Source organism: Pseudoalteromonas shioyasakiensis, assembly GCA_013391845.1.
Taxonomy (GTDB): domain Bacteria; phylum Pseudomonadota; class Gammaproteobacteria; order Enterobacterales; family Alteromonadaceae; genus Pseudoalteromonas; species Pseudoalteromonas apostichopi.
This window is the reverse complement of the sequence record CP058414.1, coordinates 3068962-3088123: the sequence shown is the minus strand read 5'-3', so window position 1 is coordinate 3088123 and position 19162 is coordinate 3068962. Positions and strand designations below refer to the sequence as shown.

Genomic DNA, 19162 nt, shown 5'->3' with positions numbered 1-19162 from the left:
GTAGAACTTTTTACTGAGCAAAAGGGGTTGTTTTTAGGCTGAGTTCTTCAGTCAAAATGCTGGTTTTTGAAATTCACAGGCGCTTTGCCATGTACTTTTAAACACGCTTTGCTAATGTTGGTTCAATTGCAGTAAGTTGTCGTGATCTCTTATGAGTAAACAACCCCCAACAATCAAAGTGAAAGCTGAGTTAAGTTCAGTACCGCTAGTTATAAAGCAGTTATTTATCAGCGTGTTTATTATGTCATTACTAATGATTGTGGTGATATACCTCTACCATTTTTATCGATTAGAAAATGATATCTACCTCAATGGCGTATTAACAGATGCGATTAATTTACTGATCCTCATATGTATGTTCGCTTTTGTACAAACATCGGTAGTTGCAAAAAGAAGCTATATATTTTTAAGTATTGGTATTTTTTTGTGGAGTGTTGGGCTGACTTTTGACTTTCTTGATGAGCTAGTGTTCCAACCTATCTGGGTTGGGATTTATATTGAAGATATTAGTCGAACGATTGGTATGTTGGTCACTGGTTTTGGTTTGTTTTTAGTATTGTCAGATTTAGCAAAAACTCGTGAACAGCTAGAGGAAGAGCTTAAAACCGATGTGCTTACTAAGGCTTATAACCGCCGATATTTTTATCACTATGTACAACAGAATCAAGACCGACCATTTAGTATTGTGATTGTAGATATTGATCATTTTAAAGCGATAAATGATGAGTACGGCCATGATGTGGGTGATCAGGTACTGGTTGATTTTGTGCTGCAGTGCCACAAGGCATTAGAGCAAACTATTTTATTTGCACGTATAGGTGGAGAAGAGTTTGCTTTATACGTACCAACTGATGATCGCGTAATATTGAGCCAGACCTGTCAACAACTGCTATGTATGGCAAGTAACGTTTTGGTTACTCCTAGTAAAACGCTCAGCGTAAGTGTGGGGTCAGCAATTAAACGTACTACAGAAACGTTTAGCAATACTATGAAGCGTGCCGATCAGGCGCTTTATTTGGCTAAAAACCAAGGTCGTAGCCGTTATATTCATAATCCGTAAGGTACGGTTAAGGGTTTTTGTTGTAATCTAAAACGCAACAAAAAAATTAAGGATGAATAATGGCGATTGCTAAAAAGCTTAAGCAAAAAACACGGCAGTTTATCGACTCAAAACATATGCTTAAATCGATTACGGTGGCATCATTTTTAGAGTCAACCATAGTGCCAATACCTCTTGAAGCTGTACTTGTTCCGTTAATGCAAGCCCGTCGTGAAAAGCTTTGGTTAATTGCATTAATGGCGACGATTGGCTGTATTGTCGGCGCTATTTTTGGTTATGCCCTCGGCTATTATCTATTTGATGTGGTTGGGGATTGGGTTATTAATACCTTCTCAAACCCAGAGCAATTTGAGCAAGTTAAACAAAAAATGCAAGCACAAGGCTTTTGGTTTGTACTGACGCTCGGCATCGTTCCTATTCCATTTCAAATTGCCATGCTTGCAGCTGGAGCAACTAAGTATTCAATTTTTCTATTTTTACTGGCAACGGTCATTGCTCGTTCAATCCGGTACTTTGCCCTTGCCGCGGTTGTGTATTACGCGGGTAATCAGGCTGAGCGAATTATTCAAAAGCACAAAACCAAAGCGTTAGTCGCTATTTCTGTGTTAGTACTGTTACTTTGGTGGCTCAGTACACTTATTTAATACACTCATTTAACAAATAAAAAATACTGATTATGATTATCCTGTCTATACTTTGAATTAAGGAAAGCGCTTAATAAAAACAACAGGATGACCCATGAATACCCTAGTGGCTGCACTACCTATTTTGGTGCTGATCTGGATGATGGTAAATCGCAGCCCCATCGCTTCCTATATTGCCTTACCAATAACGGCGCTACTCGCTGCTTTACTGCAACTGTTTTACTTTCAAGCTGATTTACGGCTATTGCTTGCAAATTCGTTTGCCGGTGTATTGTCTGTCATGACGCCTATTTCGATTATTGCTGGGGCTATTTTACTTAATCGCATGTTGGCAATATCTGGAGCCGAAACCACGATTAAACATTGGCTCGAATCTATTAGCAGTAATCAGGTTGCACAGTTGATGATCATAGGTTGGGCATTTGCATTTATGCTCGAAGGCGCATCTGGGTTTGGTACGCCAGCGGCCATCGCTGCACCTATTTTGGTCGGACTTGGTTTCTCGCCTTTTAAAGTGATTGTTTTTACTTTGATTCTAAACTCGATTCCCGTGTCTTTTGGGGCTGTTGGCACGCCTACTTGGTTTGGTTTCTCGGCGCTACAATTAGATGATGAACAAGTGCTCGCTATCTCAAGATGGACGGCACTTTGTCATGTTGTTGCTGCTTTGGTAATTCCTATGATTGCGCTGTGTATTGTGCAGCCACTGAAAACGGTTCGTAAAAATAGTGTGTTCATTTATTTAAGTGTGTTTTCATGTGTATTACCTTATTGGTTGTTTGCCCAGTGGAATTATGAGTTTCCATCACTGATTGGCGGTGCAGTGGGGCTATTGCTCACTATCTTTTTAGCGAATAAGGGAGTGGGGTTAGATAACTCAGCTGTAAATATACAAAGCATGAAAGGCAAGGTTGAGCTCACACCAAAAGCGCTGTTTTTAGCTTTATTCCCGTTATTACTGTTAATTGTTGTGCTGGTCATAACCCGTATTCATCAGCTAGGCATTAAAGCATTGCTTAACGACGAAACACTCTGGATAAGCATGCATTTGGGCTTCGCTCAATTTGAATTAAGTAAAGCCCTAATCCTTTCATTACACGAAATATTTGGTACGTCAGTGGGGTGGTCGTATAAAACCTTATTTGTACCGGCCTTGATCCCGTTTGTATTGGTTGTGCTGATCTGTGTACCGTTACTTAAAATGAGCAAGCTACAAGTTAAACAGATGTGCACCGATACCTTAGGGCGTATTGCTCTGCCATGTATTGCCTTAATTGGGGCGCTGGTGATGGTTAATGTTTTAATGCAAGGTGGCCATAATGCGCCCATATTTTATATGGCGAGCACCTTTGCTAATGTAAGTGGTGAACATTGGGTATTATTTGCCTCATATTTGGGGGCGCTCGGGACTTTCTTTTCGGGCTCGGCAACGGTGTCTAATCTTACCTTTGGCGGTATTCAATATGGCATAGCAGAGCAAGTGGGCTTATCAGAAACTTTAGTGCTTGCGTTGCAATCAACGGGTGCGGCTATGGGGAACATGATCTGCATTAGCAATATTATTGCTGTAGCCAGTATTGTTGGAGTTAATAATCAAGAAGGGCCAGTGCTTAAGAAAACCTTTTTGCCTATGCTAATTTACGGTGCAATAGTAGGGGGCTTTAGTTATCTATTTTACTGATTAAACATGTTCAGATAAAAAAGGTGCCCAGATAAACCGAGCACCTTTACGGAGTAATTTATTGAATGGCTTTTTTTACTTCGCGCCAGTCAATAATCTTAAAGTTTTGCGGTGCCTGTGGCATACGGTTGTAACCATCTTGCACAATTAGCACCCCTTCAGGGTAGCCTGGTAGCGCAGCCGGTGTCACCGTTAGGCCATCGGTTTCTGATACGCCATCGATTGCTAACTCTAGGTTATTGCTAATTGCAAATTTACCCGCAAACTCAAGGCTAGGGGGATTGCCATCGATAATTTTATAAAGCACATAGCTGTAATCACCTTGGCTAGAAACCACTAAATAACGGGCATCTTTAGCGTGGTAGATTTCCATGCCTTCTACATCATCCACCAGCATATCGTTCACGGTTTGTAGCATTACAGGTTTATTTTCTGCTGTAGGCTCAGCACCAATAAACCAAATACCTTCGTCTTCTTCACCTAAAAATAGCTGTGCGGTTTTATCATCTGCACTGCAACCTTCAGGTTGGCTTGGAACACTAAATTCGCGGACTAGTTGTGCTGATACGCTCTCATTATTACCAGTTAGTTTGTATTGCTGAAACAGACCTGACTTATCATTCATAAACACATAGTTGCCTGTGTTTGATGAGTACATACACATACCGTAAATTTCTTTTAGAGTCGTTGGCAGCTCTGCAATATGTTGCACCTGATTGTGAGTATCGACGCTGTAAACACTGATGCTGTTATGAGTACGGTTACTGCCAGCAATCCACGTATTCGTTGCGTTGTTGATACTTGCATGTTGGCGCACATCAACATTATTTAAACGGCCAGTTTCTAGCGCTTGTAGCTCTTTGCCAGTAAGGTCATACACCATTAAACCACGACGTTTATCGGTGCCTAAAATCAGGCTTTTTGCTGCATTGCTTGGGTTTATCCAAATTGCAGGATCATCGGCGGCATCACCAAAAGCACGTACTGCATCGGTTTGCGCTTGTGCATTAATGTAAGTAACAGCAGTTGTTTTAGCGCTATTTTTTAGCTTAGCTTGTCTCTGGGTTTGGCCCTCGATTTGACCTTTTACATAATGACCAGATTCATCATCGTATAACACGATGTCAGCTTGATTATTATTAAAGCGCACTGCGGCAGATTCAATTGCCAGTTCTCCAGCAAATTGCCAGCTGCTAAAACGTTTAGTATTGCTTTCGTAGCGATGTAATTGGTTATCTTCAGAAGTGGTGAACCATAAGCTGCCATCATCTGATGTGCTTAAACCGCCAACTTCAGGCGCTAAGCTGCCAAATGGCGACATCATAGCAATGGGCTTTTTATCAGCCCGAGATTCTGCATCTGCGTTAATTTGCCAAATGCCTAGCTCACCTTCACTTAGGTAAAGGGTTTTGCTGTTATCATCAACCGCGCAGCCTGATGTTTCACTTACACCGGCAAACTCGCGTAATTCAAGGTTTAATGCGCGTTTGTTTGCAATATCAAACACTAAAGTCTCGCGGATAAGGCCGCGGGCATCAGCCACAAATGCTGACACAGCTTGAGTTGTCGGGTTAGCAAATAAGCACACAGCCTCAGGTTTTGCTTTAGGTGGGCTGATACGGCTAATTTCGGTTAACTGCCATTTTGGTGCTTTTTGTAAGCTAAAAATGACTGCTTGGTCAGCTTCGTTATCGATGCTGGCAACAAGGTAACTATCTTTGTTGATTGCTTTAACAGAGAGCGCTTCGAAATTACCTTTTTGTAATGCGTGCTGTTTACCTGTGGCATCAATGAGTTGTAAGCCTTGGCTTTGTGAGCTCAATAACCAAGCGTCATCAGCAAGGGCTGCTGCTTGTGAGCCTTGCATATTTTCAGTTGTGCCAAAGGCTGTTAATTGGTTTTTACTTGGCGCCTCGGTCGCTGTTGTTTGGCTACAGGCTGCTAGGGTGCTTAGCATCACTGCACTGGCTACAAGGTTAAGTGGTTTTGTAAAATTCATGGGATCCCCAAATATAAAACAAGGCAGCAATGCGCTGCCTTAATAACTCTTTTGTGTATTAAAATGCGTAGCGCAGCATTAACTGAATAACAGGGCCTGCTTCTTCAGACTCCAGTTCATACTCGTCAAAGTCGCGGTTGATTTGGTCATCAACGGTGTCGAACTTGTTAAAGGTTTCGTCTTTACTTGCATCTAGTAGGTTTGAACCTACTAAACGAAGCGTGACGTCTTGCCAGCGTTTTTCTACGAATACTTCAAGGTCTGCGCCGTAGTGTGTGGTTACTTCTTCACCTACGATGCGGCCATAAGCATCACCTTGTTTACGGTAAGTTGCACCGAATGAAGCGCCTAAATCAGGCAGGTCTTGAATAAAACCAACGTTAAATACGTAGTCAGATTGGTCGTTGAATTTACGGCTACCAAAGGTGTCATCTACTTCTGAATCGAGCCATGAGTAGTTAAAGAATACTCCTGTGTTTGGCATGCTAATAGCGCTTAACGGGGTTGATAAATCAAGCTCGATACCTTGAACATTGCCATCACCGGTGTTACGAGGTTGCAAAATATAAGTACCATCACCTTCTGACCCTTGCTGGCCTGTATTGGCAATTTCGATAAGATCAGTGACATCGCGGTAGAACACATTGATACCCACGACGCCGCTTTTACCTAAGCGATACTCATAACCTAAGTCCATACCCCACGATGATTCTGGTTGTAGGTCTGGGTTACCTAAAAAATCGTTATCGCCTAGTTCTTTTTCAAGTAGAGCGGGGGTGATGTAGTCAAAATCAGGGCGACGTAAGCTACGCGCTACAGAGGCACTCACACGGCCGTTTTCTGAGACGTTGTAGCGTAAGTGTGCCGATGGCAAGAAAAAGTCATAATCGTTTTTAGCGCTCACACCTTCTGCTTTGTCAGTAATGGTTGAGTCGGTTGTTTCGTAGCGTACACCTAACTCCCACGAGAAGTCTTGGTCTTCGTGCTTAACTAATGCAAATACATCGAGGCGGTCTTCTTCGAGTTTATTTACACCACCAGCGGCTGCTTCAAACTCGTTGTTAAAGCCTGCCAGTGACAGTGGTGTTTTGCTGAACTGATCCCAGCTTGTAAAGCTTTGTTCGCTTTCATCTTCGGCTTGATAGACGGCGGTATCTCGCTCTTTACCTTGTACAAAGGCACCGAATTGAATCGTTTTGTTCTCGCCTGCAAATAGGCTATGTTGCCATTGTAATGACCATTCTTTGTCATCAAGGTCTACGGTTTCTTCTTCTTCCTCGAACACCATAGGTAGTTCAGAAGTATCGATTTCTACTTCTTGCTCGTAAACAGACTCTTCAAAGCTTGCAAAACCAAGCTTGAATTTACTGGTGCCACCAAAGAGCGGTAACTCATAACCTGAGTTGATGTTGTAGTTGGTTTGATCGATGAAAGATACATTGGCGTTGTCTGTTTCAAGATTACCGCCTTCAACAATCGAGTTATTGATTGCTGTTGGGTCATCATATTCGAATGAGCGCTCATCTTCAGTTCGATCGGTATCAACCCAAATTGCGCTGATATCGAACTTGCTGCCATCATCAAAGGCTATTTCGTAGCTGGCATTTAGCGAAGTATCGTCACCGTCACGAGTATCTGATTGATCTTCGCGGTTATCGAATTCTTCGGTTTTGTAATTGGCGTTATTTTCAGGGCTGTCGCCATAGCGTAAGCTTGATTTCTGTTTTGGGTTATAACGACCTTGTAAGTTAGCGCCAAGTAACAAACGGCCACCAGCAAACTCAGTGCCGTAAACACCGGCAAAGCTTTCTTTTAATTCGCCATCGTCATAACGCAGGCCACCCGCACGTAGGTAACCACCATCTAGGCTGTAACCGTCACGCAATACAATGTTTAGAGTACCGGCAATGGCATCTGCAGAGCGGTTTGCACTTGAAGCACGAATAATTTCAACACGCTCAATTAGCTCAGCAGGAATACGGTCAACAAAAAATGAGCGGTCAGCACCAGCACCAGGTACTTCTTCACCATTAATAAGGACCTTAGTGTAAGCGGGGCTTAAGCCCCGCATACGCGCGCCATCAGACTCTAAAACATCTGATAAAAACGTCACACTGGGTACACGTTTTAATGCATCACCGGCAGTAAGAGGTTCAAAGCGCTGAAAGTATTCTTGTGAGTATTCAAGCGTCGGTGCTAGCTCTTGTGAGCGGTTGCGATAACCGATTTCGCCATATACAACAAGCTCTTCAGAGACTTTTACTTTTTTCTCTTCGCTGCTTTGCTCATCTTGTGCGTAAGCGGCAAATTGACATAAGGCGAGGGCGCTAACTAACGCCTTCGTTTTAAATTGTTTCATGGGGTTGCTCCTGGTTGTCCTTGGTTTGACGAGCAAAGTACGCAGCTTAAATGACGCAAATGTGACAGAAAGTCGCTAACAGGTAGTAAAAACAAGTGATTAGAGGGTTTTAAAAACACTTTTGAGCTGCAATAACCCTATCTTTTTAAGGTAAATACAGTGCTTAAGGGGTTTAATAAGGTTTGACTGTCGTTTTGCTGTCACATCATTGAGCTAATATGACCCTGCTGCTTAAAACGCTAACGGGTTAGCATGGCAGCGTGAATTATTGTTAGGTATCTAAAATGCGATTTAACCCTTTTACTCATCATCGATTTTTAACCAATGCAGTCATTGCTCTGTTTGTGATTGCGTTTTTGCTAAGCGCGCAAGCAGGAGAATTAAAGCCTCTTGCGGATATAGCTTGGTTAGATATTTTAGGCGAGGGTGGCATTGTACTGATGACACTCACTTGGATAGCTGCACTGCTTATTTCAAGGCCGCCTGGGAAAGTAACAAGCTTTTTAGTGCTTGGGCTTGGGCTTTTTATGTTTTCAGCTTCCCTCGATTTATTTGATGAGTGGTTACATCAACCCACCAATACATGGCTCACATGGATAGAATCATTGCCTGCGCCGATTGGCATGATTTTCACAAGCCTTGGCTTGTATCAATGGCACCAAGAACAATACGTACTTAACAGGCAGTTAAAGCGCCGTGAAGCACAGCATCGCGAGCATGAATTAGTGTGCTCAATCACCGGACTTTATAAGGCTGATTATTTACAAGCGGTATTAAAAGAGCAGTTGAATGAACCACAACCGTTGCAATTGGCCGCCATTGATATTCGCGGTTTTGCTGATTTTAACGCTGAATTTGGCTTTATCGAAGGCGACCGCTTACTAGGTGAAGTGAGCGAGCTTTTATTGATGAATTGCCGTCTTACCGATGTAGTGTGCCGCTACGCGGGAGACTGCTTTATGGTGCTGATGCCAAATACCAGCGCAGTACAAGCGAAAGAACTGCTGGCGCAAATTACCTCGGCGCTGAACCATTGTGCATTTAAGGTCGAAGGCGAAAAACACGCTAAGTTTCAAGATGTAACAGCGGCCTTAGTAGGCAGTGTTCAAGGCGATACGCCACAAAGTTTAAGCTCGCGTTTACACGCTAAGTTACAACAACAAAAACAACAAAGAGTCAGCCATTGTGAAGCCGTATCTTAATCAAGATGACAAATACCTCACCGCACAGGGACTGATCACCACGCTGGTGGAGCTGGCCTTAAGCCGCGGCATTGCACTACATAAGTTACTCAGAGGCACAGGGGTGTTTGAGCAAGACTTAATGAGTGTGCAGCATCAGTTTAGTATCTCGCAGCAAGTGCGCTTATTAACGCAGTTTAAGCAATTGATGAAATCAGCCGACAGCGGCTTTTTATTAGGCAGTCAACTAGCAAACGATACCTCTGTTGCCGCCCAAGGCGTGTTACATGCAGAGCATATTGGGCAAGCTTTAAAGCAGTTACACAATTTGCGCATGCAACTGGCACCTTTGTTATTTAGTTATAGTTATGTACATAACGAGCAGTATTACATTGTGCTGCAAAACGCAGTAGGTTTGGATGATGAAATAAGCCAGTATGTTATGGAGATTTACAGCGCCGCTTTTTATCAAATCCTTAAAAAAGTGGCGGGTGAGCGGGTACCTTGTCAGTTCGAATTTGCCTACAAACGAGCCAGACATAGCCAAGAATACGAACAACATTTAGGCCTTAAAGTCGCCTTTGAAAAGCCAATAACTCGTTGGATTTTGAATAAACAAGCGCTTAGGCTTACTAATCCGGCGTTTAGTAGCTTTAGGTTTTCACAAATTAACTCGCAACTAGCGGCATTAAGTTCTGCCAACAGCACTTTTGTGGAAGCAGTAAGCCGGTTAATTTATCAAAATCCGGCCTTAAATTTAGAACAAGTAGCCAGTCAATTTGCCATGAGCCCCGCAACTTTCAAGCGTAAACTAAAAGCTCATGGCGTGCGTTTTTCTACTTTGTATGATGAGCAAAGTAAGCGTAAAGCGATTTACCTGCTTGCCATGCGTGAGCAGTGCAATGAGCAAGTCGCCATGCGCTTATCATTTTATGATATTGCTAATTTCAGACGAGCGTTTAAACGCTGGACTGGGCTTACGCCAAGTCAATTAAAGGGGTAATTATTTTTTATTCTCTACTTAGGGAGAAAAGGTTTTATGTACATCTTTATTACGGATGAAGTGTAGATAAAAATATATCAATTCCTAGGCAGTTATTTTTCTCAAGCTGCGTTAGACTATTGTTATTGATGTAATTAACCGAGGTCTCAAATGATTGAGTATCCTGTTGACCAACTTCCCCAGTTAATTGATGACTTGCTTCAGTGTGACACCACAACGCGCAAAAATAAGTTACTTGCTGATGCTAAAGAAAAGCTTTCTACCGAGCATTTATCGTTATTGTTTGAAGCGTTACCCAAAGAGCAGCGCTTAGAAATTTGGCAATTACTTGATGAAGATACCCAGCATGAAATCTTCATTAACTTAGGGGGGGATAGTTGCCGCTGGTTATTGCAAAGTCTAGAAGAAGCCGCTGGCTTTAAGCTACTTGACGAAGTCAGTGTAGAAGAGCTACTTGAACTTGAAGAAATTATTCCTGAGCGCTTTGTTGATTATGCACGCAGACAACTTGATGAAGTTCAAACAAAGCAGTACGACCTTGCACAGCAATATAATCCAGAGCAGTTAGGTCACTGGCTCGATTTTGATGCGCTAAAAGTGTCAGAAAAACTCACCGTGGCTGGCGCGCGTAAAATTTTTCAAAAAGGTTTACCGCAGTATACCGAGGTGATTTATCTAGTCAGCCGTAAGGGCACTCTCATTGGTGAAGTGGCAATTAATGCGTTATTTAAAGCCAATGATAGCGACAGCCTGCTGGATTACGCGAACCTTGATGTGTCGGCATTGCATGCTGATGACGACCTATACGAAGCGGCTGAAGTGGTTATTCATAGTGAACAAATGGCGATGCCAGTTGTGAATGCCGACAACAAACTATTAGGCCGATTATCAGTGTCATCAGCTTATGAATTGCGTCAAGAAGTCACCGACGAAGCCGCTGCAAAAGCCGGTGGTCTACGTGAAGACGAGGATCTGTTCTCAAGCGTCACTAAGTCGGCAAAAAACCGCGGTATTTGGCTTGGTATTAACCTAGCAACGGCATTTTTAGCCTCTTGGTTTATCGGTTTGTTTGGTGCAACTATCGAACAAGTGGTTGCGCTGGCGGTACTAATGCCTGTTGTCGCTTCTATGGGAGGTATTGCGGGTAGTCAGACGTTAACGGTGATTGTGCGCGGTTTAGCGCTTGGTCAGGTTACCGACTCCAACCGTAGAGCGCTGTTGAAAAAAGAGCTTAGAGTGGGCGCGCTAAATGGCTGTGTTTGGGCCTTTGTAATTGGTGTACTCACTTATTTCTGGTTCAACGATGGCATGTTAAGTGTAACCATTACTATCGCTATCTTACTTAACTTAGTTGCTGCTTCGTTATCAGGAGTAGTGATCCCATCGATTTTAGATAAGCTTAAAATCGATCCAGCCCTTTCTGGCTCTGTGATCCTTACCACAGTCACCGACATCGTCGGCTTTGTCACCTTCCTAGGTTTAGGTAGCTTGCTACTTCTTTAAGGGATCGGATGCTGGCTAAAATACTGTTTAGCCAGCTCAACAAATGTTTTAACTCGATTTGACAGCGCATACCTATGTGGATAAACCGCAGCAATCGTTAATGGTTTTAAAGTGTGCTCTGCTAACACTTCAACTAATTGACCTGATTTTATAAACGGGGCTACTGAATAACGGGGTGCTTGAATTATCCCATCACCGGCCGCCGCTGCTTCATTTAAAAATCGCCCATTATTTGAGGTCATTGCCCAATTAAACTTGCGGCAAACATGCTGGCCATCTACCCAAAATATCCATTGTTCATTACGAATATGATGGTTGAAAAACAGTAATCTATGCTCAGATAAGGCTGCTATATCTTTTGGAACGCCATGGTTTTTTAAATATGCAGGGCTTGCCCACAAAGATAATGATGAGTGGCAAACAGTTTGCGCTATGTGGCTGGCATCTGGTAATGAAGGGGCAATTCTAAATGCTAAGTCAATTTGGCTATCAAATAAATCAACAGGCGTATTAGACAGTACAATATCTAATTTCACACCGGGAAAAGCGCACTGATATTGACTGACTAAAGGTGCTAAATATTGACAGCCAAATTCTATACTAGTTGAAATAGCAAGCTTGCCGCTAGGCACTTGGCTAAGCGCACTAAGCTCTTCATCAACTTCATTAAATTTATTAATTAAAGGCTTCATTTGCAGTACATAACTCTGGCCTGCATCGGTTAAACACACTTTGCGGGTGTTCCGCTTTAACAGCAAGCAGCCTAAGTTTTGCTCTAACTGTTTTACATAGCGGCTAACCATGGTGGTAGAGAGCTGCATTTGCTTAGCAGCTTGAGTAAAGCTCTGATATTCAGCGACTAAGCACAAGGCTCTGACGGCTTCTAGTTTGTTCATTGTTATTATTTTTAAACTATAAGTTTATACACTATAAACTTTTGTGAGATGTAAAACCAAGCAATTCAGGTGTAAGTTGATAGCTAGAACAAGAATAAGAGGTGATCATGAAATCGGGTATCAACACATTACTTGCCAGCATTGCATTGGGTTTATCGTCGTCGGTGGTGGCTCAAACCATTGCATTACAAAATGTTAACCTAATCGACGTGGAAGCACTGTCGGTTAATGAAGCACAAACCATCATCATAGAAGATGACAAAATCAAACAAATTGTTCCTGCAAGCTATCGTCGCTTTGCCGACGATGTCATTAAAATCGATTTAGCAGGTAAGTATGTAATACCCGGTTTAATCGATACGCATGTGCACCATGCTACATCACCTGATGATTCAGATAACGATGAAATCACGCGCACTCGCTTGCGTCAGCTTTTACAGGGGGGTGTGACAAGTGTGCGCGATATGGGCGGCGATACCCGCGCTTTGAGCTCACTTAAAAGACGAGCCGATAACGATATTATTCAATCACCGGATATTTATTATTCTGTGATTATTGGTGGTAAAGCGTTCTTTTCTGACCCCCGCACAGTCGCCTCTGCAAAAGGTGAAATCCCGGGCACTGTGGATTGGATGCGAGCCGTTGATGAAAACAGTGACTTTGATGCCATTATGCTGCGTAGCAAAGGGCTGGGGGCAACCGGCATCAAAATTTATGCAAATGTGCCAGGGGCAGTGGTAGCAAAGTTATCTCAAGCTGCTAAGAAACATGACCTCAAGGTATGGTCGCATGCTTTTATTGGCCCAGCAACACCGCTTGAAGCGGTTAATGGTGGTGTTGAAACAATTTCACATGCTGCTGATTTTGCTGCGCAAGTTATTGAGAATTTCTATGATATGCGCCGTAAAAATGTTGCCTTAACAGAACAGCAAAAAAGCGATGCAAAGCAACTAGAAGCTTATCAAACATTAATAAAGCAGATGAAAAAAAAGGACACTATTCTAGACTCGACCCTAACGGTATTTGATAAAACCAAAGCCTCTCGTGGTGAAAAAGGGTTATTGCTCAATGAGTGGGGCGGGCTGTTTACACAGTTGGCTCATCAAGCCGGTGTGACTATAGCAGCAGGTACCGATGTGACTAGTGACAGGTTTAATACTGTAACGCCTATGGTCCACCATGAAATGCAGTTATTAGTTGAACGGGCAGGTTTAACGCCTTTAGAAGCTCTACAGGCTGCAACCATTAATGGTGCAAAAGTGATTGGCATTGAGAAAAAAACAGGTTCGATAAAGGCAGGTAAAACGGCGAATCTTGTGGTGCTTAGCAGAGATCCAAGTAACGAGATTACCAATAGCCAAAACATTGTTCATGTGATTAAAAATGGCCAATTTATCCACTTGGGTGATAATGAAAAATTACCGTTTGTGATGGCCCGTGAAGCGGCGGGGTTATTATTTTTATCGGGGCAATTAGGCAACTTGCCAACCACTATGGCTTTGGCTGGCAATGACATCAGCACCCAAATGACGCAGGCGATGAAAAACATTGGCTTTGTTTTGCAAGATCACAATTTAGATTTTAACGATGTTGTTAAATGCACCCTTATGTTGGCAGATATACAAGACTGGCCTTTAGCCAATCAAGCCTACACGCCATTTTTTACTAAATTACCTGCTAGAAGCGCATTTGCAGCCAGTGGCTTAGCACTGGGCGCAAAGGTTGAGGTGGAGTGTATCGCTGCGTTGTAGTGAATAATGTTTGTGAACAAAAAACAAACACTTTTCTTTACCTAATACACAGTTATTATGAATGGTGACTGTGTCAAACTAAAAGGACGTTAATATGGCATTAGGTAATAAAGGAGTACTCGCCGCTTTATCCGTAGTTTCTGTGTTCAGCGCATCTGCAGCACAAACCGCAGTAGGCGAACCTGCTAAACTGAGTGAAGATCCCACCAAGGTCGTCACTCAGTTTGGTGCAAGTTACTCAGATGAATTAAGGATCACCGGTTCGCTGAGTTTGGGTGCTGTAAAAAAGCTTAATGCTAGTGTGAGTGCTAATGGTGATGAGTGGCGTGTTGGTGGCTCGTGGCTATTTGATATTGGCATTGTTAATTTTAACTTTGGCAAACAACGTTATGATCAAGGAGCTGAGCGTACAACCTATAGCGTTGGCACCTTTATGCCACTGACTTACTTTGATATTGCGCCCTATGGTTGGCAAATTTTCGCTATGGGTGGTTATAGCCATGTTGATGGTGAAATTGCTTGTTTAGCAGGACAGGGGGCGTGTTTAACTACAGTAATCACTGGTTCAGAAGGTTGGGTGTTGATTCCAAACAGCAGTGATGGTGGGTACTTAGGCGCTTTTGCTTTAAAACCCTTATCTGAAAAATGGACAGTAATGGCAGCCGCAGCTTATTCTGTAGGCTCTAATGATTATTCAGGTTATTTCGCTGCCATTGGTGCAAGTTATCAATTTGATAAAAAACAAAGTTTCAAGGTATTTGCCGCAACAGAAGACAGTGATTATGGCTCAGATCAAAACCTAGCATTTGGTTACAATTATCAATTTAATTAAAAAATACTGTTATAAAGTATTAAATTTTGTTAGTTTTCTGAGTGAATTATCACTGAGAAAGTTGTGAATGAAGAAAAAGTTAGCTTTGTTATTACTAGGATTATCTAGTCTTAATGCCAGCGCCTCTGAAAACTTTAGTGATCATGAAATGTTTTGTGAGCAACAGTCACAAATTAGTTGCTTAGATTACATTAACCAACAGCTTGCAAGCAGTGAGCTTGGCTCTGCACATTGGTATGAGATTAAATCTTATCAGTTTGATTATTTCTACGATAAGATGGAATATGAGATTTTGAAAGATAGCACTGAGCCTTTTGTTGCGAGTGAAGAGTTACCAGTCGTTTTTCAAGTTCAAGTTTACTTTTACTACGCAAAATCAATGCATTATTTAGGCGACTTTGAAACAGGCCGTAAATATGCCAAAAAAGCATTTGAAAAACTGCAAGCAATCTTCGACTCCTTTGGTAACCCTATGCGCATGGTCGAGCTGGCTAATTTGCAATATGTGTTTGGTAACAAGGAAACAGCACTGCAAATTCTTGATAGGGCAGAGCGCCGCTTTGGCAAAAGCAAAGATCCTATTTTTCACTTTGAACTTGCGTCGAATAAAGCGAATGTTTTTCACTCATTAGGTGATGTAGACGGTGCGCTTGCAAACCGAAAAATCGCAGCCGATTGGATTTTAAAAACCAATCATAACCGCAAAATCTCTGTGGCTTTAGGTAACTTAGCTCGCACCCATCAACTTTTGGCAAATTATGCTCAAGCAGATGAAGTTTATGTACAGTCTCTTAAGTACATGAATTCAGACTCAGATCGAAATGTGATAGCTATTTATAAGTTACGCTTAGCTGAAATCAATTGGCAAGCAGGAAAGCAAGATCAAGCATTAAAATGGTTTAAGCAAGTGCATAAAGAAGACATACGGCAATCACATGCGAAACTTTATGCACATCTCGCTAATGTACTTTAGATATTGTAAAAACACCCAGGCTTTTCGTCTTCACCCGGCGCTAAAATTTGTAGATGGGTTGACTCACCTTGTTCCATCAAAGGCTTCATTGTTTTATCAAATTGTTTAGCGGCATGTTCGATTAACTTTGCTTGCTGTTCTAGTGCTTTAAAATCGGCATCATGAGCGGCCATAAGTTTATTTAGTTCTTTAGCCAGCTTATCTTGCTCTTTTAATAAGCTTTTATTAATTCGCAAGTGGTTCTCGTCTTCAATAACTGCTTCGTCGGTGATCGCTTCTATTTGCTCAGAGTACTCAGTGACTTGTAGTTCTATGTCACTAATTGGTTGTTCTAGCGCTTCTAGTTTTACCTGCTCACGTTCAAGCTCTAGGTATGCAGCAATCTGTTCGTTATTGAGGGTGCTTTCGCTTACCTTTTTGCAATCTTTAAAAGTAATAACACGATAATCGTTTTGGTTGCTTGTTGTACTGGCATTTGAGAGGCCAATACAGGCAGTAGTGGCTGTGATTAAGAGTGCACTTGCGCTGATGCGTACTAAATTCATAATGATGTCCTAATGGGTTATGTTATTTAGTTAGTCGCAACAAGTTTGCATATAGTTTATCTATCCGAAAATTTTTTTAATTATTTTTGAGATTATAGTTTCAGAAGCTAGCGGTGATGACCTAGGTCATCACCGCTTTTTTTTAGAAGCTATAAGTGATGTTACCGTAAATAAAACGGCCATCTAAGCTGTATGGCGCAAAGCCACTATAAGGGAAAATTTGGTTGAAATCGCTATAACCAATATTACTTACAGTATCTTGAGGATACTGATCAAACAGGTTATTAGCGCCTAATGCGAACTTCCACTGCTCATCAGGGCGGTAAGCCACTTCTAAGTCAGCAATCCATTTAGCATCAAGTACTTCATCACCTTCAGGTGTGCTTGATGTATCCACCACTTCACCGTAACGCGTGGCACGAAGTGTTGTTTGGAAGTTTTCATAATCCCATGTTGCAGATAAGTTCCACTTATTTGCTGGGGTGCCTTCTTCAAAGCGGGTTATTTCACGGCGCGCAAAGTATTCGTAGCTATCACCAAGCGCTTCAAGCTCTGCTGGGTTTTCTTTAACATTCGTCACTTCAGTGTCGTTAAAGTTAACCGCAGCACTTAAGCGTAAATCACCATATTTTTCTAAGCCTAATGAGTAAGTCGCAACAATATCAACACCTTGCGTACGTGAATCAATGGCATTAGTAAAGTAACGAACACGCTGTGTATTTACTTCGCCTGCTTCGGCTAAAATCGCTTCAACTTCAGGGCCACTTAAGTTTTCAGATAATACAATACGGTCGTCTATTTCAATGCGATATGCATCAAGGGTTAAGCTAAAACCACCTTGGGTAAAGATAAAGCCCGCCGTCATGTTGACTGATTCTTCTGCATCAAGGTCACGAGCACCCAGTGCACGCGCCGCAGGTTCATCAACAGGGAACAAACCAACTTCACTTGGAATACCATTTTCAAATACCGTGCTTACCGATTTGTAAGACGTTTGTGCAAGTGATGGCGCTCTAAATCCAGTACTAATAGCACCACGTAGAGACAATGATTCATTCACGCTGTAACGAGAAGCCAGTTTTGATGTAAAAGTACTACCAAAGTCACTGTAATCTTCAAAGCGGCCAGCGAGAACCACATTCCAGTCGCTTGTAAGGTAGGTATCAAACTCAGCAAAAATAGCGACATTATGGCGGCTTTTATCGGTTGCACTGTCAGGTGAAAAGCCTGCTAAAACTTGTGCACCACCGGCAGCAACAGGGTTGCCATCGTCATCTAATACAGTTAGGTAAGAGGCTGTTTCACCTGCTTTAATTTGGTAGTTTTCGTGACGATACTCAGCACCAATGGTGACAAACACATCATCAGGTAAACCTAAGTCTAGCGTGTTGCTAGCATCCATGTTCACTAGGTATTGCTCGTACACAAGCGCACCGTTATCAAACTCTGTTGGGCTATTTACGCCCATTGAAGTGTTTAAACTATTGCTAACACCTAAACCAAAGTCATTACGACCATAATTAGTGCTTACATCCCAAGCCCAATCATTAGTTTCGCCATTTAGACCAATCGCAAATGAGTAGTCATCTACGTCGGTATCAATTTGTGGTAAGAAACCGTCAGGATATACTTCAGGTAAGTTACGAGAGTCTTTCGCACGACGATAAAAACCACCTGAATTACCTTTACGGTTTGAGTAACTTGCAAATGAGTAAAGCGATAGTGAGTTATCAAACTCATAACCTAAGTTATAAAAAAGCGCGAAGTCTTCGATAGCGGCTTTACCAAAGCGGTGGTTATAGCGGTCAAAGTCAAATTCGCGCGAATCTAAATTGCCATTCTCATCACGGCTATATTGCTCACGTGCATCAAAACCAGAGCGGTTTGTTGGCTCGTTATTGCGTGACTCAATCGACACGTTAATAAAACCGTTATCGCCCAGCGCAAAGCCCGCATTAGCACTTGCTGTGCGCGAAATGCCGTCGTTTACTTCACGGTCGCTGCCAGTTTCAAAGCTTAGGTTTCCTTCGCTATCAGTTGTAGTGTTTAGTAGCTGAGGAGAGCCTGCCATTTGAGTGTCGTACTCACCGTATGTGTAGCTTACACTACCGCCTTCATCGGCATCTTTTAGTACAATGTTAATTACACCAGCAATCGCGTCAGAACCATATTGCGCGGCAGCGCCATCACGCAGTACTTCTACGCGCTTAATTGCTGAGGTAGGAATATTATTTAAATCTACTGCCGTTGAACCACGGCCAACCGTACCATTTAAGTTTAATAATGCACCGGCATGGCGGCGTTTACCATTAATAAGAACTAATGTGTGATCAGGGGCAAGGCCACGTAAAACAGCCGGTTTCGCGTGGTCAGTGCCATCAGCAATGGTGGCACTCGGGTAGTTAAAGCTTGGTAATTGTGATGCCAATACTTGGCTCATATCAAGCTGGCCTGTGCTTGATAAATCGCGGCTTGTTAATAAATCGACAGGCACGGTACTTTCAGAAATGCTACGAAGGCTACGGCGAGTACCTGTAACAGAAATAACTTCAACATCTTGAACGGTGTTGTCAGTTGTTTGCTCAGCAGCGATTGCAGTCACTGATGTAGCGAGTGTACTTGCAATTGCGAGTTGCAAAGGTACTTTTTTAAAAAATGTCATTGTTGGATCCCTTCTGACGTTGATTTCGCTTCGCAGTTTATCAATAAAAAAGGAACAAACAAATAACATAAAA

The 19162-nt window shown here is 42.4% G+C and carries 14 protein-coding genes; 9 read left to right on the top strand and 5 right to left on the bottom strand.

Going from position 1 to position 19162, the window contains the following annotated elements; genetic code table 11:
* Positions 1–151: 151 nt before the first annotated feature.
* The 3 genes from HYD28_14155 to HYD28_14145 all read left to right on the top strand — a co-directional run bounded on the left by HYD28_14155 (position 152) and on the right by HYD28_14145 (position 3385).
* Positions 152–1060 (top strand): GGDEF domain-containing protein, encoded by a 909-nt coding sequence (locus HYD28_14155; protein ID QLE10005.1) that lies wholly within the window; start codon positions 152–154, stop codon positions 1058–1060.
* Positions 1061–1119: 59 nt separating this feature from the next.
* A complete protein-coding gene (locus tag HYD28_14150; protein QLE10004.1) occupies positions 1120–1704 on the top strand; it encodes a DedA family protein in 585 nt (194 codons plus the stop codon).
* A 94-nt stretch (positions 1705–1798) separates the two neighbouring features.
* Positions 1799–3385: an L-lactate permease gene (locus tag HYD28_14145; protein ID QLE10003.1), complete on the top strand. Its 1587-nt coding sequence runs from the start codon at positions 1799–1801 to the stop codon at positions 3383–3385.
* Between the two features lie 58 nt (positions 3386–3443).
* On the opposite strand, the gene HYD28_14140 is transcribed toward HYD28_14145, so the two are convergent.
* Positions 3444–5384: a phytase gene (locus HYD28_14140; protein ID QLE10002.1), complete on the bottom strand. Its 1941-nt coding sequence runs from the start codon at positions 5382–5384 to the stop codon at positions 3444–3446.
* A gap of 58 nt (positions 5385–5442) precedes the next feature.
* Positions 5443–7743: a TonB-dependent receptor gene (locus tag HYD28_14135; protein QLE10001.1), complete on the bottom strand. Its 2301-nt coding sequence runs from the start codon at positions 7741–7743 to the stop codon at positions 5443–5445.
* Between the two features lie 284 nt (positions 7744–8027).
* Between HYD28_14135 and HYD28_14130 the strand changes: the two genes are divergently transcribed.
* The 3 genes from HYD28_14130 to HYD28_14120 all read left to right on the top strand — a co-directional run bounded on the left by HYD28_14130 (position 8028) and on the right by HYD28_14120 (position 11430).
* Positions 8028–8945 carry a GGDEF domain-containing protein gene (locus HYD28_14130; protein ID QLE10000.1) on the top strand — a complete coding sequence of 306 codons (918 nt, stop codon included), beginning with the start codon at positions 8028–8030 and terminating at the stop codon, positions 8943–8945.
* On the top strand, positions 8929–9927 hold the full coding sequence (locus tag HYD28_14125; GenBank protein QLE09999.1) for an AraC family transcriptional regulator ligand-binding domain-containing protein: 999 nt from the start codon (positions 8929–8931) through the stop codon (positions 9925–9927). The genes HYD28_14130 and HYD28_14125 overlap by 17 nt, the downstream gene beginning before the upstream one ends.
* 150 nt (positions 9928–10077) lie before the next feature.
* Positions 10078–11430 (top strand): magnesium transporter, encoded by a 1353-nt coding sequence (locus HYD28_14120; protein QLE09998.1) that lies wholly within the window; start codon positions 10078–10080, stop codon positions 11428–11430.
* Here HYD28_14120 and HYD28_14115 read toward each other — a convergent pair.
* Positions 11427–12326 carry a LysR family transcriptional regulator gene (locus HYD28_14115; protein QLE09997.1) on the bottom strand — a complete coding sequence of 300 codons (900 nt, stop codon included), beginning with the start codon at positions 12324–12326 and terminating at the stop codon, positions 11427–11429. The two genes, HYD28_14120 and HYD28_14115, sit on opposite strands and share 4 nt — an antisense overlap.
* A 107-nt stretch (positions 12327–12433) precedes the next feature.
* Between HYD28_14115 and HYD28_14110 the strand changes: the two genes are divergently transcribed.
* From HYD28_14110 to HYD28_14100, 3 genes are all read left to right on the top strand, one after another.
* On the top strand, positions 12434–14077 hold the full coding sequence (locus tag HYD28_14110) for an amidohydrolase family protein (protein ID QLE09996.1): 1644 nt from the start codon (positions 12434–12436) through the stop codon (positions 14075–14077).
* A 94-nt stretch (positions 14078–14171) separates the two neighbouring features.
* Entirely contained in the window at positions 14172–14909 is a 738-nt protein-coding gene (locus HYD28_14105; GenBank protein ID QLE09995.1) for a hypothetical protein, read from the top strand.
* Positions 14910–14976: 67 nt separating this feature from the next.
* Entirely contained in the window at positions 14977–15882 is a 906-nt protein-coding gene (locus HYD28_14100) for a tetratricopeptide repeat protein (GenBank protein QLE09994.1), read from the top strand.
* On the opposite strand, the gene HYD28_14095 is transcribed toward HYD28_14100, so the two are convergent.
* Together HYD28_14095 and HYD28_14090 are read right to left on the bottom strand one after the other, a co-directional pair.
* Positions 15879–16427: a hypothetical protein gene (locus tag HYD28_14095; protein ID QLE09993.1), complete on the bottom strand. Its 549-nt coding sequence runs from the start codon at positions 16425–16427 to the stop codon at positions 15879–15881. The two genes, HYD28_14100 and HYD28_14095, sit on opposite strands and share 4 nt — an antisense overlap.
* Positions 16428–16569: 142 nt before the next feature.
* The gene (locus tag HYD28_14090) at positions 16570–19089 is read right to left on the bottom strand and encodes a TonB-dependent receptor (protein QLE09992.1); all 2520 of its coding nucleotides are present in this window, start codon (positions 19087–19089) and stop codon (positions 16570–16572) included.
* Positions 19090–19162 lie beyond the last annotated feature (73 nt).

Bases quoted from the DNA above. Each gene is read 5' to 3' on its own strand.
- HYD28_14155 (QLE10005.1), top strand. From the start codon at position 152: ATGAGTAAACAACCCCCAACAATCAAAGTGAAAGCTGAGTTAAGTTCA.
- HYD28_14150 (QLE10004.1), top strand. From the start codon at position 1,120: ATGGCGATTGCTAAAAAGCTTAAGCAAAAAACACGGCAGTTTATCGAC.
- HYD28_14145 (QLE10003.1), top strand. From the start codon at position 1,799: ATGAATACCCTAGTGGCTGCACTACCTATTTTGGTGCTGATCTGGATG.
- HYD28_14140 (QLE10002.1), bottom strand. From the start codon at position 5,384: ATGAATTTTACAAAACCACTTAACCTTGTAGCCAGTGCAGTGATGCTA.
- HYD28_14135 (QLE10001.1), bottom strand. From the start codon at position 7,743: ATGAAACAATTTAAAACGAAGGCGTTAGTTAGCGCCCTCGCCTTATGT.
- HYD28_14130 (QLE10000.1), top strand. From the start codon at position 8,028: ATGCGATTTAACCCTTTTACTCATCATCGATTTTTAACCAATGCAGTC.
- HYD28_14120 (QLE09998.1), top strand. From the start codon at position 10,078: ATGATTGAGTATCCTGTTGACCAACTTCCCCAGTTAATTGATGACTTG.
- HYD28_14115 (QLE09997.1), bottom strand. From the start codon at position 12,326: ATGAACAAACTAGAAGCCGTCAGAGCCTTGTGCTTAGTCGCTGAATAT.
- HYD28_14110 (QLE09996.1), top strand. From the start codon at position 12,434: ATGAAATCGGGTATCAACACATTACTTGCCAGCATTGCATTGGGTTTA.
- HYD28_14105 (QLE09995.1), top strand. From the start codon at position 14,172: ATGGCATTAGGTAATAAAGGAGTACTCGCCGCTTTATCCGTAGTTTCT.
- HYD28_14100 (QLE09994.1), top strand. From the start codon at position 14,977: ATGAAGAAAAAGTTAGCTTTGTTATTACTAGGATTATCTAGTCTTAAT.
- HYD28_14095 (QLE09993.1), bottom strand. From the start codon at position 16,427: ATGAATTTAGTACGCATCAGCGCAAGTGCACTCTTAATCACAGCCACT.
- HYD28_14090 (QLE09992.1), bottom strand. From the start codon at position 19,089: ATGACATTTTTTAAAAAAGTACCTTTGCAACTCGCAATTGCAAGTACA.